The 15,801-nt window shown below is 72.3% G+C and carries 12 protein-coding genes; 6 read left to right on the forward strand and 6 right to left on the reverse strand.

Features of this window, described 5'->3' with window-relative positions:
- Nucleotides 1-93 precede the first annotated feature (93 nt).
- The 3 genes from ACSHXC_RS22345 to ACSHXC_RS22355 all read right to left on the reverse strand — a co-directional run bounded on the left by ACSHXC_RS22345 (nt 94) and on the right by ACSHXC_RS22355 (nt 3,059).
- On the reverse strand, nt 94-840 hold the full coding sequence (locus tag ACSHXC_RS22345; RefSeq protein ID WP_438293292.1) for an IclR family transcriptional regulator: 747 nt from the start codon (nt 838-840) through the stop codon (nt 94-96).
- 22 nt (nt 841-862) lie between these two features.
- Nucleotides 863-1,450: a Uma2 family endonuclease gene (locus ACSHXC_RS22350; RefSeq protein WP_438293293.1), complete on the reverse strand. Its 588-nt coding sequence runs from the start codon at nt 1,448-1,450 to the stop codon at nt 863-865.
- An 85-nt stretch (nt 1,451-1,535) separates the two neighbouring features.
- The gene (locus ACSHXC_RS22355) at nt 1,536-3,059 is read right to left on the reverse strand and encodes a CehA/McbA family metallohydrolase (protein WP_438293294.1); all 1,524 of its coding nucleotides are present in this window, start codon (nt 3,057-3,059) and stop codon (nt 1,536-1,538) included.
- Between the two features lie 182 nt (nt 3,060-3,241).
- On the opposite strand from ACSHXC_RS22355, the gene ACSHXC_RS22360 reads away from it, so the two are divergent.
- Nucleotides 3,242-4,072 carry a TIGR03619 family F420-dependent LLM class oxidoreductase gene (locus ACSHXC_RS22360; protein ID WP_438293295.1) on the forward strand — a complete coding sequence of 277 codons (831 nt, stop codon included), beginning with the start codon at nt 3,242-3,244 and terminating at the stop codon, nt 4,070-4,072.
- A 54-nt stretch (nt 4,073-4,126) separates the two neighbouring features.
- Here the strand turns inward: ACSHXC_RS22360 and ACSHXC_RS22365 are convergent, their stop codons facing one another.
- On the reverse strand, nt 4,127-5,824 hold the full coding sequence (locus tag ACSHXC_RS22365) for a CocE/NonD family hydrolase (RefSeq protein ID WP_438293296.1): 1,698 nt from the start codon (nt 5,822-5,824) through the stop codon (nt 4,127-4,129).
- A 208-nt stretch (nt 5,825-6,032) separates the two neighbouring features.
- Here ACSHXC_RS22365 and ACSHXC_RS22370 point away from each other — a divergent pair, with 208 nt between their 5' ends.
- Nucleotides 6,033-8,657, forward strand: coding sequence for a bifunctional FO biosynthesis protein CofGH (locus tag ACSHXC_RS22370; RefSeq protein WP_438293297.1), 2,625 nt, complete (start codon nt 6,033-6,035; stop codon nt 8,655-8,657).
- On the opposite strand, the gene ACSHXC_RS22375 is transcribed toward ACSHXC_RS22370, so the two are convergent.
- Nucleotides 8,654-9,142 (reverse strand): cupin domain-containing protein, encoded by a 489-nt coding sequence (locus ACSHXC_RS22375; protein ID WP_438293298.1) that lies wholly within the window; start codon nt 9,140-9,142, stop codon nt 8,654-8,656. The genes ACSHXC_RS22370 and ACSHXC_RS22375 overlap by 4 nt on opposite strands.
- Before the next feature lie 109 nt (nt 9,143-9,251).
- On the opposite strand from ACSHXC_RS22375, the gene ACSHXC_RS22380 reads away from it, so the two are divergent.
- The 4 genes from ACSHXC_RS22380 to ACSHXC_RS22395 all read left to right on the forward strand — a co-directional run bounded on the left by ACSHXC_RS22380 (nt 9,252) and on the right by ACSHXC_RS22395 (nt 14,060).
- Complete coding sequence (locus tag ACSHXC_RS22380) at nt 9,252-9,863, forward strand: TetR/AcrR family transcriptional regulator (protein ID WP_438293299.1); 612 nt, start codon at nt 9,252-9,254, stop codon at nt 9,861-9,863.
- 27 nt (nt 9,864-9,890) lie between these two features.
- Nucleotides 9,891-12,389, forward strand: a complete 2,499-nt coding sequence (locus ACSHXC_RS22385; protein ID WP_438293300.1) for a tetratricopeptide repeat protein — start codon at nt 9,891-9,893, stop codon at nt 12,387-12,389.
- Between the two features lie 83 nt (nt 12,390-12,472).
- Entirely contained in the window at nt 12,473-13,597 is a 1,125-nt protein-coding gene (locus tag ACSHXC_RS22390; protein ID WP_438293301.1) for an ADP-ribosylglycohydrolase family protein, read from the forward strand.
- An 82-nt stretch (nt 13,598-13,679) separates the two neighbouring features.
- Nucleotides 13,680-14,060 (forward strand): hypothetical protein, encoded by a 381-nt coding sequence (locus ACSHXC_RS22395; protein ID WP_438293302.1) that lies wholly within the window; start codon nt 13,680-13,682, stop codon nt 14,058-14,060.
- Between the two features lie 52 nt (nt 14,061-14,112).
- Here ACSHXC_RS22395 and ACSHXC_RS22400 read toward each other — a convergent pair whose 3' ends face one another.
- Nucleotides 14,113-15,687 (reverse strand): sodium:solute symporter family protein, encoded by a 1,575-nt coding sequence (locus tag ACSHXC_RS22400; protein WP_438293303.1) that lies wholly within the window; start codon nt 15,685-15,687, stop codon nt 14,113-14,115.
- Nucleotides 15,688-15,801 lie beyond the last annotated feature (114 nt).

The raw sequence follows: 15,801 nt of genomic DNA on the forward strand, positions 1-15,801 counted from the left end.
CGGTGCGGGGGTGGGCGGAGCCGGTGCAAGCGGGGAGCCGGCCGATTCCGGCTCCCTCGGAATCCGGGCCGGAGCCCGTCGCGGCCGGGCCGCTCAGGCCCCCGGCACCAGCTCGGCGGCCGCCCGGGCCACGGCGCCCCGGATCGCACCGTGCCGCTTGCGGAACTCGGCGGTGGCGAGCGATACGGACAAGGCATGCACACTGCCGTCCGCGCGCGGACCGGGAAGCGCGACCGCGAGGCAGGTGTACGCCGGATCGGCCTCCCCCATGGACACGGCGAACCCCTGCCCGCGGACCCGGGTGAGCTCCGCCTCGAACCGGTCCGCGGCGGTGATCGTACGGTCGGTGAACCTGGCCATGCCGTGCTCGTCGAGGTAGCGCCGGCGCACCGGCCGGGGGAGCCCGGCGAGCAGCGCCTTGCCGTGCGCGGTGGCGTGGGCTCGGATCTCGGGGCCGGGTGTGAAGGGGTTGGCGATGTCGGTGACGGGGGCGGTGCTGTCGACCACGGTGATCAGCCCGCCGCGGTACGCCGTGTAGTACGCCTCGGCCCCGGTGGCCCGGCGCAGCCGCCCGAGCAGCTCACCGACGCCGGGGGCGAGCCGCAGGTGCCGCTGGAAGGACCGGTGCAGCGCGGGCACCCGGGGCCCCGGCGCGTACCCCTCGGTGGTCCGGGTGAGGTGCCCGCGCGCGGTGAGCGCCCCGAGCAGGTGGTACACGGTCGACAGCGAACAGCCGAGCCCCCGGGCCAGCTCCTTGGCCCCCACCGGGCGGGGCGCATCGGCCACGGCATCGAGGATCGCGAGCGCGCGGTCGACGGACTGGGGAGTGCTGCTGGTCATGGGGCGAGGGTACGGCGGGGGGTCACTCGCGAGGGAATCCGTCGGTGGGGAGGACGAGGTCGACCACGGTCCCGGTGAGGTCGACCTCGGCCCCGAAGGCGACGCTGAGCTCGGTCCGGTAGTCGCCTCTCTTCGGGTCGGTGTAGACGTGGCACTTGCCGGTGTAGGGGTCGGCGATGAGGTAGACGGGCACGCCCGCGGTGGCATACGTCAGCCTCTTCGGGCCGTAGTCGTTGGCGGCGGTGCCTTTGGAGATGACCTCGGCGACGAATTCGATGTCCTGGTAGCGCCAGCGACCGTAGGAGTCCTCTTCGACCCCGTCCCGGACCTTCGCCAGGTCCGGGCAGAATCCGTTGAGATGGCCGGGGAAGTCGATGCGCACGTCCGAGAGCGCAGTGACCTCCATTCCGAACCTGGCCTCGAGGGCGTGCATGATCCTTCGGATGATCTGCCAGTGCACGTTCCGCTGTGGCGTCATGTGGACGAACCCCTCGACGATCTCGACCCTGTATCCCTCGGGGACAGGCATCCGCTCGAGTCGCTCGAACCAGCTGTCGAGATCGTCGCCGTGGTCGGCCATCTTGATCCTGTCTTCTTGAAGAACAGTCACTGTGGCGCTCCTCCCCGCTGCCGCCCGCTTGATCGAGTGCAGCCGCGCAATACAACGATAAGCACGGACGCGGGGTCACGCCGGGTTACCGGCCGTCCAGGAACACCGGATTCGTGAACGCCGCCAGCGGCCCCGGCAGCCCCGCGACGACCGGGGCGTGGCGGACCTCGGCCCGGATGTACGTCGCGTACTGCGGGGTCGTCTGCCACTGAGCCGTGCCCGCGCCCGAGGCGGGGAGCTGGGTCGTGTACAGGGTGCCCTGGTCCGTCACGAAGGCCACCGAGCAGCCCGGCGCGCCCGTCACCTCCAGGCGGGCCGTCACCGGCTCGGCGGCGTCCGCCCGCAGGCGTTCGCCGATGCCCGCGTGCTGGCCGTGGCCGCCGGACACCGAGAAGGACAGGGACACCTGCGCCGACTCCGCCACGTACGAGTGGCCCGCCTTCAGGCCCGCCTGGATCGCCTCCCGGCTCAGGTCGTCGGCCAGGACCACCGTCTGGGGGCCGCCGATGCGGTCCGGGTCGCGGTGGGCGTCGCTGTTGCCCATCGCGGGGGTCCACGGTTTTCCCCAACGCGCCGACGCTGTAAGGGAGTTGTCCCACTCCTGGAGGGTCACCTCGTCGTCCGGGGTGTACGGGCCGTTCCACACCTCCACCGCGTCCGCCTCGCCGAAGCCGAACTTCCAGTTGCAGCCCACGCACGTGGCGTGCGGGTGGGCCGGGACCACGAGGCCGCCCGCCGCGCGGACCTCGCGCGCGAAGTGGCCGAAACGGTTGTCCCGGGCCCGGTAGCGCCAGTCGATGAAGGTGCCCGGGTTCGTGCCGAGCGCCACCACGTGGCCGTTGCGGGTCGTGATCTCCTCGCCCGTCATGATCAGCAGGTCGTCGCCCCACAGGCCCTGCCACGCCCGGTGCGCCGCATTCGTGTTGTGCTCGGAGGTGTTGATGAAGTCCAGGCCCGCCGCCCGCGCCAGTGCCGCGATCTGGGCCGGGGTGCGGCCGCCGTCCGAGTACACCGAGTGCATGTGGCAGTCGCCCCGGTACCAGGCCCGGCCCCGCCCCTTGGCCCGCGTCGGCGGGTAGACCGGCGCCGGGGTCGTGCCGGGCTCGCCGTACTTCAGCGTGATCGTCACCGTGTACGGCAGGCCCTGCGGCGCCACGGTGTACGGGCCGAGCGCTACATGCCAGGTCCCCGCGTGCACCGGGCCGCGCAGATAGCCCGGCGTCGCGTCGTCCGCGCGGATGAAGAACTCCGTACGCGCCCCGCCCGACCAGCCCCTGAACCCCGCCCCGCCGAGCCCCGTACCCCGCTCGTCGAAGACGCCGATGTCGAGGGCGTTGCCCTGCGTACCGGCCGGCACCGTCACCTTCTCGTACGTGTACGAGACCGCCAACTCCCTTACTCCACCCGGCACTTCGACCGGCAGATACACGAAGTCGGGGGAGCCGGGCGGCAGCGTGCCGCGGACCACCCTCGTCTCGTCGGGGCGGCCGGCCGCGCCGCCGCCGGGTGCCGCGCTCGCGAAGCTCACGGTTCCCAAGGTAAGCGCGGTCGCCGCGCCCGTCACGATGAGACCGCGTCTGCCGATGGGTTCGGATCCGTTCTCGGTCATGAGCTGAGCTCCCAACGGGTTGGGGACGAGTCGAGATGGTTCGGGTGGGCGGAAGGGGGTGCCCGCCCACTGTCGTACCCCCGTGTGAACGCGGGGAGTCGGGGAGTTGAGCATCCCTTGCGGCCTCGCCCCGCTGAGGATAGGAAGTGATCTCCACCGCAGACCGACCGGAAGGTATGCCGATGCGCATCGCCGTCACCATCTTCCTGACCGATCAGACGATCACCCCCGTACGCCTCGCCCGTGAGCTGGAGGAGCGCGGGTTCTCCGGGCTCTACCTGCCCGAGCACACCCACATCCCCGTGGAGCGGGTCACCCCCTACCCGGCGGGCGGTGAGCTGCCGCCGGAGTACGGGCGCACCCTGGACCCGTTCGTCGCGCTCGGCCAGGCCTCGGCGGTGACCGGCAACCTCGGCCTCGGCACCGGGATCACGCTCGTCGCCCAGCGCGACCCGATCGACCTCGCCAAGCAGATCGCCACCCTCGACCACCTCTCCGGCGGCCGCTTCACGCTCGGGCTCGGCTACGGCTGGAACAAGGAGGAGGCCGCCGACCACGGCGTCGAGTGGGCGACCCGGCGTGAACTCGTCCGCGACCGGATGGCTCTGATGCGTGCCCTGTGGGCCGATCAACCGACCGACCACGAGGGCGAGTTCGGGTCGGTGAAGGCCTCGTACGCCTTCCCCAAGCCCGCCCGCAACGGCGCGCCCCGCACGCTCATCGGCGGGGCCGCGGGACCCAAGCTGTTCGCCGCCATCGCCGAGTACGCCGACGGCTGGCTGCCGATCGGAGGGCGCGGCCTCGCCGAGTCGCTGCCGGTGCTCCGCCGGGCCTGGGAGGACGCCGGGCGGGACGTGCGGGACCTTCAGATCGTCCCGTACGCCGTGCTCCCGGCCCCCGGCAAGCTCGCCCACTACGCGGAGCTCGGCATCGAGGAGGTCGTCCTCCAGCTGCCGCCCGCCGACGAGGCCGGGGTGCTCAAGGTCCTGGACGAGTACGCCTCGTATCTGTAAGAGGGAACAGCGGGAAGTGGGGGCGGCCCGTGAGCCGCCCCCGGGCCGCTCGGCTCAGCTCAGCGGGATGTCCAGGTACGACGGGTCCTCGTCGGGCGAGGTGATCGTGATCGTGCCGGGGGTCCCGGCGGGCTCGCCGTAGAACGGGTCCACCGAGTCCACGACGAGCATCAGGCGGTGCCCGGCCCTCACGTCGTACCCGGTGACCTGGAGCGCGATGTCGACCGTGGCCGGCGTCTTCGGGGTGCCGCCGAGCAGCGTGTACGGCGCGTGCGTGATGATGCGGGCGATCCCGAGCGCGTTGACGTCGAAGAGGTACGCCACGAACGTCGTGTCCGGCGCGCTCGGCGCGACCGTCAGGCGCAGCCTCGGCACGCCGCGCAGCTGGTGCCGGGAGGGCAGGGGCGCGCTCGTCCACACCCCGGCCGCGTTCCGGTCGATCTTCCCCGTCCGGTACGCCTTGGGGAGCCCCGCCAGTTCGGCGTACCCGGTGAAGATGATCCGGTCCGCGACGGTGGCCGGGGTGTCCGTTCCGGTGGTGAACGTGGTGTGCCAGCCGTTGGTGGGCTTGTCGAGGAGCCCGCCGTCCTTGGCGCCCTCGGAGGGGCCGGTGAGGTAGAAGCGCTCGGGGTTGCCGGTCGCCGCGTGCCAGGTCGCGCGCGACTCCAGGGCCCGGCCCCACATGATCTCGCTGACGACCTGGTCCTCGGCGCCGGACTCGGAGTCGAACGCGGCGGCCGCGGCCTCGTCGCCGTTCGCTTCGAGCAGGTGGCGGTCGAACCAGCGGTGCGCCTCCTGCCAGATCCGGTTGGGCAGCCCCACCATGCCGGTCATCTCGGGACCCGAGTGGTCGCCGATCGACCACAGCAGCCGCTTGGGGCCGCTCAGCGCGTTGAACATCTTCAGCGTCTGGTTGCCCGGGAACAGCGTCTCGTGCCAGGCCTGCGCGAAGAGGACCGGCACCTCGCGCTCGTTGAGCTTGCCGACGCGACGGTAGGGCGAGCGCTTGGCCGCCCACTTCAGCGTCTCCTCGACGTTCTCGTTGGCCAGCACGTCGTCGAAGGCCTTCTGGGTGCGCTCGCTGAGCCTGGCCGTGGCGGCGGCGCCGAGCAGCGTCCGGACGGCGGCCACGTGCCGGGTGTCGTTCTCGTAGAACGCCTCGCCCAGGTCGCCCCAGGTGCTGAGCGCGACCACGGCGTGCACGCGGGAGTCCTCGGCGGCGACCAGCTGGCTGATGCCGGAGCCGTAGGAGTCGCCGAGGAAACCGATCCGGCCGGCCGAATCCGGGCCGCCCACCTGGGAGATGAGGTAGTCCAGGGCCTTGATGCCGTCCGCGATGTCCTTCTCGCCGGCCACCTCGACCTCGCCGCCGGACTCGCCGAAGCCCCGCGTCGTGTAGGCGAGGACGTGGTAGCCGCGGCGGGCGAAGCGCATCGCCTGCACGGTGTAGACGGTCCAGCCCTGCTTGGCCCACGGCGAGGGCATCACGATCAGCGGGTGCGGCCCCTCGCCGTTGTGCAGCCACAACGCGGCGTCGAGCTCGACGCCCTCCTCGACCGGTACTTTCACGCCGTCCAGGAAGGTCGTCGCCTCCCGCGTCTCGGCCACCTCGGCCGCCCGCGCGGGGGCGAGCTTGGAGGTGTCGCCGGTGCGCAGCGCCTGCACGACCTGTACGAGTGCGCCTTCGTCCAGCTCCGGGTAGAGGCTCACCACGGCGGTCGGCTGCTGTCCCTTTGAACCCTTTGAAGTCACGTCGGTCCCATCCCAGTTCGTCGAACTTGTACGGAACGTGCACGGGTGTCGCCGCTCGGGCCCGGAGCGACCCCCAGTATCGGCGCGGACGCGCTGCGTAGCGCCGCCCTTTCGCGCAGAACGGCCGGAAATGTACGGCGGCTTGATCCCGGGGGCTGGTGACGACGCCCATGGTCCCGGGACGAGCGCACGCTCGTATGCTCGGTGGATGACTTCCAGCACGCAGCCCCCGCAGGCAGAAGGACCGGGCCCTGCCTCACAGCAGTCCGCCGCACCGACCGCCAACTCGATGCGGCGTGCGCTGAAACGTGCCAGGGACGGCGTCGCGCTCGATGTCGCCGAGGCCGCCGTGCTGCTCCAGGCCCGCGGCGACGACCTCGACGACCTCACCGCATCGGCCGCCCGGGTCCGCGACGCGGGCCTGGAGGCGGCGGGCCGGCCCGGGATCATCACGTACTCGAAGAGCGTGTTCATCCCGCTCACCCGGCTGTGCCGGGACAAGTGCCACTACTGCACCTTCGTCACCGTGCCCGGCAAGCTGCGCCGGGCCGGGCACGGCATGTTCATGTCCCCCGACGAGGTGCTCGACATCGCGCGCAAGGGCGCCGAACTCGGCTGCAAGGAAGCCCTGATCACCCTCGGCGACAAGCCCGAGGACCGCTGGCCCGAGGCGCGCGAGTGGCTCGACGCGCACGGCTACGACGACACGATCGCGTACGTACGCGCCATGGCGATCCGCATCCTGGAGGAGACGGGGCTGCTCCCGCACCTCAACCCGGGCGTCCTGTCGTGGACGGACTTCCAGCGCCTGAAGCCGGTCGCCCCGTCCATGGGCATGATGCTGGAGACGACCGCGACCCGGCTGTGGTCCGAGCCGGGCGGCCCGCACTACGGCTCCCCGGACAAGGAACCGGCCGTGCGGCTGCGGGTGTTGGAGGACGCGGGGCGCTCGTCGGTGCCGTTCACCAGCGGGCTGCTCATAGGCATCGGCGAGACGTACGAGGAGCGCGCGGAGTCGTTGTTCGCGCTGCGCCGCGTGTCGCGCTCGTACCACGGCATCCAGGAGCTGATCATCCAGAACTTCCGCGCCAAGCCGGACACGGCGATGCGCGGCATGCCGGACGCCGAGCTCGACGACCTGGTGGCGACGGTCGCCGTCGCCCGGCACATCATGGGCCCGGCTGCATGTCTGCAGGCGCCGCCGAACCTGGTCGCGGGGGAGTACGGGCGGCTGATCGGCGCGGGGATCGACGACTGGGGAGGGGTGTCCCCGGTCACCATCGACCATGTGAATCCCGAGCGTCCGTGGCCGCAGATCGACGAACTGGCGGATCGTTCGAAGGAGGCGGGCTTCTCTCTCCGGGAACGGCTGTGCATCTACCCGGAGTTCGTGCAGCGCGGCGAGCCGTGGCTCGACCCCCGGCTGCTGCCGCACGTCCGCGCGCTCGCGGACCCGGAGACGGGCCTGGCGAACGAGTCGGCCGAGGTGCGCGGCCTCCCGTGGCAGGAGCCCGACGAGGGTTTCGCGGCGTCCGGCCGTACGGACCTCCACCGCACCATCGACACCGAGGGCCGCACCGGCGACCGCCGCGAGGACTTCGACTCGGTGTACGGCGACTGGGGTGCGCTGCGCGAGGCGGCGGCCCCGGGCATGGTGCCGTCCCGCATCGACGCGGACGTACGCCAGGCGCTCTCGGTGGCCGCCGACGACCCGACGAAGCTGACCGACGCGGAGGCGCTCGCGCTGCTGCACGCGGACGGCGAGGCGCTGGACGCGCTGTGCCGGGTGGCGGACGACGTGCGCAAGTCGATGGTCGGCGACGACGTGACGTACATCGTCACGCGGAACATCAACTTCACCAACGTCTGCTACACGGGCTGCCGCTTCTGCGCCTTCGCGCAGCGCCGCACGGACGCGGACGCGTACACGCTGTCCCTGTCCCAGGTGGCGGACCGGGCCGAACAGGCCTGGGACGTGGGGGCGGTCGAGGTCTGCATGCAGGGCGGCATCCACCCCGACCTGCCGGGCACGGCCTACTTCGACATCGCGAAGGCGGTGAAGGAGCGGGTCCCCGGTATGCACGTCCACGCCTTCTCGCCGATGGAGGTCGTGAACGGGGCGACCCGCACCGGCATGTCGATCCGCGAGTGGCTGACCGAGGCGAAGGCGGCCGGCCTGGACTCGATCCCGGGCACGGCGGCGGAGATCCTGGACGACGAGGTGCGCTGGATCCTGACCAAGGGCAAACTCCCGACGGCCACCTGGGTCGAGGTGGTTCGCACGGCCCACGAACTGGGCATCCGCTCCTCCTCCACGATGATGTACGGCCATGTGGACCAGCCCCGCCACTGGCTGGGCCACTTCCGCACGCTGGCCCGCATCCAGCAGGAGACCGGCGGCTTTACGGAGTTCGTGACCCTCCCCTTCATCCACACGAACGCCCCGGTGTACCTGGCGGGCATCGCACGCCCGGGTCCGACGGCAAGGGACAACAGGGCGGTCACGGCCATGGCCCGCCTGCTCCTCCACCCGCACATCCCCAACATCCAGACCAGCTGGGTGAAGCTGGGCCAGGAGGGCGCGGCACAGATGCTGCGCTCGGGCGCGAACGACCTGGGCGGCACGCTGATGGAGGAGACCATCTCCCGTATGGCGGGCTCCAGTTACGGCTCGTACCGCTCGATCAAGGACCTGGTGGCCATCGCGGACGCGGCGGGCCGCCCGTCCCGCCCGCGCACGACGCTGTACGGGGAGGTGCCCGAGGAGCGGGTCCGCGCGGCCCATGCCTCGGACGGGCATCTGCCGGAGCTGCTGCCGGTGGTCGGCGACTAGTCCAGCGCCATCGTCCCCCGCGTGTACCGCATCCCGTACTTCTCCCCCAGCGCGTTGACCTTCTCCAGATCCATCGCGCCCTCGGGGGTGCGCACGGCCGGGCCCGCTTCGAACATGTCCTCCACGAAGCGGTCCCAGCCGCCCGGGGTCGAGATCTGCAGGGCGCGGACCGGGGGGTTCGAGGCGTTGCGCATGGCGTGCGGGACGCCGTGGGGGAGCAGGGCCGACATGCCTGCGGTCAGGCGGTGCGTCGTGCCCCGGTAGTCGATCTCCATCTCGCCCTCAAGGACGTACACGAACTCGTCCATCAGCTCGTGGACATGGGGCGGGATGTCGACATCCAGGCGGTTCTCCAGGACGGCCAGGCGGCCCTGGCTGTCGGTGGTGGTGACCTTCACGCCGAAGCCGGGTGGCAGCGGGACGCGGGTGGGGCGGGTCTCGCCCGGCTTGAGTACGAAGAAGCGGTCCTCGGGCCTAGCGGGCATGGGCGTGCCTTTCCGATCAGCGGCGGGTGTGCCGGTGGCTGGCTGTTCCACCGTACGCTTTATCTGGAGGAAAAGCTCCATTTAGCTTGCCGCGCCTAGCATGGTCCGCATGACAGGACTGCGTGCCGATGCCCGGCGGAACCGGGAGAAGATCCTGGCCGCGGCCCGGGAGCTGTTCCGTGAGCAGGGCACGGCCGTCGCCCTCGACGACATCGCCCGGCGGGCCGGGGTCGGCATCGGGACGCTCTACCGGCGCTTCCCCGACCGGGACGCGCTCATCACGGACGTCGCCCTGGAGGGGTTCGAGACGGTTCTCGCAGTCGTCGAGGCGGCTCGTGCGGGTGGGGGTGGTGCTGCGGTCGTGCTGGACGAGACGTTCCGGCGGGTCGTCGAGCAGCGGGAGCGGCTCGCCCTGCCGCTCGTCGGGGGACCCGTCGTGCGCGACCCCCGCGTACGGAAGCTTCAGCGGGCGATTCTGGGCGCGTTGGAGGAGGTGCTCGCCGAGGGGCGGGGCGAAGGGGTGCTGCGGGCCGACATCACGGCGTTCGACCTGGTCGGGGCGGCGGCGATGGCCTGCCGGCCCATGCCGCATCTGCCGCGCGAGGCGGCGGGCGCGCTCGCCGCGCGGCATGTCGCCGTCTATCTCCATGGGCTGCGGCCCCACGGCACTCTGGCGCTGCCCGATATGGTCGACCCCGGGGAGTATCTCGGTCTCGGCTGACGGGGGTTGGGGGGAGTGGTGGGAGGCGTGCAGCCTTCGATGCAGGAGCTCATCCGACGCCGCAAGCGCGCCGGGTTCGTGGGGCGGCGGGACGAACTAGCCGAATTCCAGCGGAACTTCGACGTTCCCGTCGACGACGAGCGGCACCGGTTCGTCTTCCGCGTGCACGGCAACGCAGGGGTCGGAAAGACCTTTCTCGTACGGGAGTTGGAGCAGGCCGCCCTGGAGCGCGGGGCGCTGACCGCCTACACCGACGAGGGCGTCGACAGCGTCCCCGAGGCGCTCGGCGCGATCAGTGCGCGGTTCGCCCGGCAGGGGTGGCCGCTCAAGGCGCTCGACAAGATCCTGGCCACCTACCGCCAGCGCCGCTACGAGGCCGAGGCGGCCGGGGCCGGGGCAGGCTCGGGCCCCTCGGCCGGAGCGGTCGTCGCGGCCCAGGCGGGGCTCGCCGGGGTGGGCCTCGTACCCGGGGTCGGGGCACTCGCCTCCGCCGTCGACCCGGTCCAACTGGCAGAAGGCGCCGAGCGGTTGAGGGCCACGCTCAGTGCCCGGCTCGGCCGGCAGGAGGACGTGCAGCTCGTCCTCGACCCGCTGCGCGTGCTCACCCCCGTCTTCGTCGAGGAGCTCGGCCGGGTGGCGGCCCATGTTCCGTGGGTGGTTCTCTTCTTCGACACGTATGAGCGCACGGGTGCGTTCCTGGACGGCTGGCTGCGCGATCTGGTCACCACCGACCGGTACGGCGGGCTGCCCGCCAACACGGTGCTCACCCTGTCCGGCCAGGGCCGGCCCGACCCCCTGCACTGGCCCGCCGCCGCGGACTACGTCGCCGACCTTCCGCTCGACCCCTTCACCGAGGAGGAGGCTCGCCAACTCCTCGCCAGCAAAGGGGTGTTGGAGGAGGACGTCGTACGCGATGTGCTGCGCCTTTCCGGGCGGCTTCCCGTGCTCGTCAGCACCCTCGCCGGGAGCCGGCCCGCGACGCCGGGCGACATCGGCGACCCCAGCGCCACGGCGGTGGAACGGTTCCTGAAGTGGGAGCCCGACCCGGTGCGCCGGTCCGCCGCGCTCGAAGGCGCGCTGCCGCGCCGGCTCGACGAGGACGTGTTCCGGGCGGCCGTCAGCGGGGACGCGGCCGGGCTCTTCGACTGGCTGCGCTCGCTCCCCTTCGTTCGGGATCAGGGCGGCCGCATCAAGTACCACGACGTCGTCCGCGCCCCCATGCAGCGCCTCCAGCGCACCGCGTCGCCGCAGCGCTGGCGGGCCGGGCACGAGCGGCTCGCCGCCTGGTACGCGCAGGAGCGGGCCGCGGCCGGCGACGGGCGCTGGCGCGACGAGAGCTGGCGCGAGCCACGCCTCGAAGAGCTCTACCACCGGCTGTGCGCCCACCCGACCGGCGCGTTCGGGGACGTACTGCGCGACGGCATCGAGGCCTGCCGCCAGGGCACGGTCACCGCGCGGCGCTGGGCGCGGGTGATCGCCGAAGCCGGCGAGGACGCCAACCGCGAGCCGCTGCGCAAGTGGGGCGCCGCCTGCCTCGCGGCGCTGGACGCCGAGCGCCGCCACGCCATAGACGTCCTCGGCATGATGCTCGCCCGCCCCGAACTCACCGACGAGGACCGGGTCGCCGTGCACATCGCCCGAGCCTGGGGCTACTTCAGGGCCGAGGCGTACGAGGACTCCCTCGCGGACTACCGGCGCGCGCTCACGCTCGACGCGTCCAGCGCGGACGCCCACCACGGGCGGGCCGTCGCCCACCGGGCCGTCGGCGACTACGCGGCCGCCCTCGCCGACCTCGACCGGCTCGAAGAGCTGGAGCCGGGCCGCCCGCGCGCACCCCGCGAGCGCGGCGAGACCCACCGGCGCGCGGGCCGCTACGAGGAGGCCGTCGCCGAACTCGGCCGGGCCCTCGCGCTCGACCCCGCGGACACGCTCGTCCTGGGCAGCCGGGGCCAGGCCAGAGCCCAACTCGGCCGTCCGGCCGAGGCGTTGGAAGACTTCGACCGGGCGCTGCTCATCGACCCCGACTACGGCTGGGCGCTGGTGCGCCGGGCCCATGTGCGGGGCCTGCTCGGCGACACCGAGGGCGCGCTCGCCGACCTCGACCGCGCCGAGCGGCTCTCGCCGTCGTGGGCGTGGGTGCTCGGAGAGCGCGGCGACGTGTACCGGTTCGCGGGGCGCTACGAGGAGGCCGTCACCGCGTACGGGCGGGCGCTCGCGCTCGACCCCGGGTACGCGTGGGCGCTGGGCAGCCGGGCGGTCGCCCTCGCGGAACTGGGGCGCGTCCCCGAGGCGCTGGCCGACCTGGACCGGGCGGTCGCCCTGGTGCCGGGCTATGTGTGGGCGTACCAGCAGCGGGCCCGGCTGCACCGGGCCCAGGGCCGCGAGGAAGAGGCCCTGGCGGACCTGGCGCGGGCCGCGCAGGCGGGCGCCGCCCAGGGCATCCCGCGCGGCCCGCTCCCGGCGGACGAGGGCGACCCGGCGTACCCGGGCGTCCCGCCGGAGCCGGGGCCGACGCCCAGACCTTGACCACCCCGGCGGACCCCGCCCGCGCAGGGTCGGTCAATTTGCCCTCTTAAACGGCCGCATCCGTTCAGGTACCGTGCTGCCGCATGAGCGCAGCAGCCGGAGCCACCGCACCCGTCTGGGGCCGTGCCGAACAGCAGGACTTCCGCAGCCGGGTACGGGGTTGTCTGCTCGGCGGGGCGATCGGGGACACGCTCGGCGCGGGCGTCGCGGGGCTCGCCCTGGCCGAGATCCGCGAGCGGCACGGCATGGACGCCCTGGGCGACCTCGTCCCCGCGTACGGCCGCGCGGGCGCGGTGAGCGCGGCCACCCAGCTCACCCTGTTCACCGTCGACGGGCTCATACGCGCCCAGGTGCGCCGCGACACCGGTGCCTGGCACCCGCCCACCGATGTGCACCGGGCGCATCTGCGGTGGGCCGCGACCCAGCGCGACTGGGGGCCCGACGAGCGCCGAGAGGACAACGGCTGGCTGGCGCGCGAGGAGTGGCTGTACGCCCGCCGCGACCCCGCCAAGGCCTGCCTCGTAGGGCTCGGCGACGACGTCATGGGCACCCTGGAACAGCCCAAGAACCCCGGCGCCGACGACCCGGCCGCGCTCACCCGGTCCGCGCCCTTCGGCCTCCTGGTCGGCTGGGAGCCGCAGTTGGTGCTCCAGCTCGCCGTCGAGTGCGCGGCACAGACCCACGGCGACCCGGCGGCCTACCTGTCGGCGGGCGCGCTCGCCGTCGTCGTGCACGGGCTCGCGCGCGGCGAGTCCATGGACGGCGCCGTCCAGCGGGCGCTTGCTCAGCTCGCCGTGCGCCCCGGGCACCAGCCGGTCACCGAGGCGCTCAAGCACGCGCTCGGCGCGGTACGGCAGGGCATGCCGAGCCCGGGCCTGGTCGCCACCCTCGGCACCGGGCACACCGCCCCCGAGGCGCTGGCGATCGGCGTGTACTGCGCGCTGGTCGGCGAGGACATCCGGCACGGCCTGCTGCTCTCGGTCAACCACGACGGGCCCTCGGAGGCCACCGGCACCGTCTGCGGCAGCCTGCTCGGCGCGATGCACGGCGAGACCGCGCTGCCGCCGGCCTGGCTCGCCCAGCTCGAAGGAAGATCCACCCTGCTCGAACTCGCCGACGACTTCGCGATGGAGATGACGCAGGGCCCCGCGCTGCACGGTCCGGCCGTCAACACGGCGGGTTGGCTGCTGCGCTATCCGAGGGGCTGAAACCACTCGTGCGGGCGGATGGCCGGTTCCGGAGCCGCGTGTCCCTCGCGCGCGCACGCGGGAGTTCGCCAGGGTCGTCGTCATGACCCCCATCCCCAGAGCCCGCACCGCGTACTCGCGCGGCCTGTCGGCACGCTGGATCACGGCCCCGCTGGTCGCCCTCGTGCTGCTCGGCGCAGGCGCGGGCACCTCGCTCGCGGCCCCGGCCGACGACTCCGGTCAGCAGCAGTACGTCCAGTCCGAGGAGGAGCCCGCGTTCACCGCCCCCTCCGCCCGCGAGGGCGACCTCCCGCCGTACGACGCCGGGGACGCCCAACAGGCCGTCGACGCCATGGTGATGGACGAGAACGAGGGCGACGGCCAGCACTGCCCGCCGCAGAACGACGACTCGCAGGGCCGTTACGAGCGCTGGGGCCCGCACCGCGACGACGCCTACCCCGACCGGCCCGAGATCATCGGCTGAACACCCGCGCCAAGGGGACCGGGGCGGGCCGTCGCACCCGTACCACCCAAGGTCAGTCCGCCGTCGCCACCTTCGCTTCCCCCGCCTCCGGCTGAGCCGGCACGGACGCCGCGGCCGATGCCGAACCCGGGCCGTCGTCATCGGAGTTGATGCGGGCGAGCAGCGCGTCCCGCTCCGGGGTGTCCTCGGGCCTGAGCAGCCCGATCAGGACGTACAGGACGAGCGAGATCGCCAGCGGCACCGACACCTGCCACTGCAGCGCCACACCGGCCTTCTGCGAGCCGTCCAGGTCGTAGTTCACGAAGAAGAACGCGAGCAGCCCGGCCGCCCAGCTGGTGAGCGCCGCTGTCGGTCCCGATCTGCGGAAAGTCCTGAGCATGCCCAGCATGAACGGGATCGCGATCGGGCCCATGAGACCGGCCACCCACTTGATCACGACGGTGATGATGTCCTTGAACGCGGGCGAGTCGACCTGCGTCGCGATCGTCATCGACAGGCCGAGGAACACGAGCGTCGACAGGCGCGCGGCGACGAGCCCCGCGCGCGCGTTCCAGGAGCGGGCCGCCTTCGAGAGCACCGGCATGATGTCCCGGGTGAAGACGGCCGAGATGGCGTTGGCGTCCGAGGAGCACATGGCCATGGTGTGCGAGAAGAAGCCGACGACGACCAGGCCGAGCATGCCGTGCGGCAGCAGCGTCTCGGTCATCAGGGCGTAACTGTCCGAACCGTCCGGCTTCTTCGCGTGGACGAGCAGCGGCGCGCACCACATCGGGAAGAAGAGCACCGTCGGCCAGACCGCCCACAGGACCGCGGAGAGCCGGGCCGAGCGGGTCGCCGAGCGCGCCGAGTCGGTGGCCATGTAGCGCTGGGCCTGGTTCCACATGCCGCCGTTGTACTCGAAGGTCTTGATGAACAGGAACGCCAGCAGGAACGTGACGGTGTACGGGCCCGCGGTGGCGTGCGCGTGGCCGCTGGGCAGCTTGTCCCAGACCGTCCACAGCGTGGAGAGGCCGTCCAGCTTGCCCATGACCGCGATCAGCATCGCGAGCCCGGCGAACAACTGGATGATGAACTGGCCCAGTTCCGTGAGCGCGTCCGCCCACAGCCCGCCGACCGTGCAGTAGACCGCCGTGATGCAGCCCGTGATGAAGATGCCCTGGGTGATCGTGATGCCGGTGAACACCGACAACAGGGTCGCGATCGCGGCCCACTTGGCACCCACGTCGACGATCTTCAGGAGCAGCCCGGACCAGGCGAGGGCCTGCTGGGTGGAGACGTTGTAGCGGTTCTTGAGGTATTCGAGCGGGGAGGCCACGTGCAGCTTGGAGCGCAGCCGGTTGAGCCGGGGCGCGAAGAGCTTGGCGCCGATGCCGATGCCGACGGCGATCGGGAAGGACCAGGTCACGAAGGACGTGACGCCGTACTGGTAGGCGATGCCCGCGTAGCCGGTGAACATCACCGCGCTGTAGCCGGACATGTGGTGCGAGATGCCGGACAGCCACCACGGCATCCTGCCGTCGGCGGTGAAGAAGTCGGAGACATCGCCGACCCGCTTGTGGGACCAGACGCCGATCGCGACCATCACGCCGAAGTAGCCGATGAGTACGGCCCAGTCGAGACTGTTCATGTGCCCCCTCCAAGGGGTCCGCCTTGTGAACGTCGCTGCGCAACGTCATGAACTCGGATGCTCTTCGTCAGTACGTCCGGATCGGCGGCGCCCCGTGCGGGAGCGGGGACTTCG

The sequence above is a fragment of the Streptomyces sp. HUAS TT7 genome, assembly GCF_051550175.1.
In the GTDB taxonomy this organism is placed as follows: Bacteria; Actinomycetota; Actinomycetes; order Streptomycetales; family Streptomycetaceae; genus Streptomyces.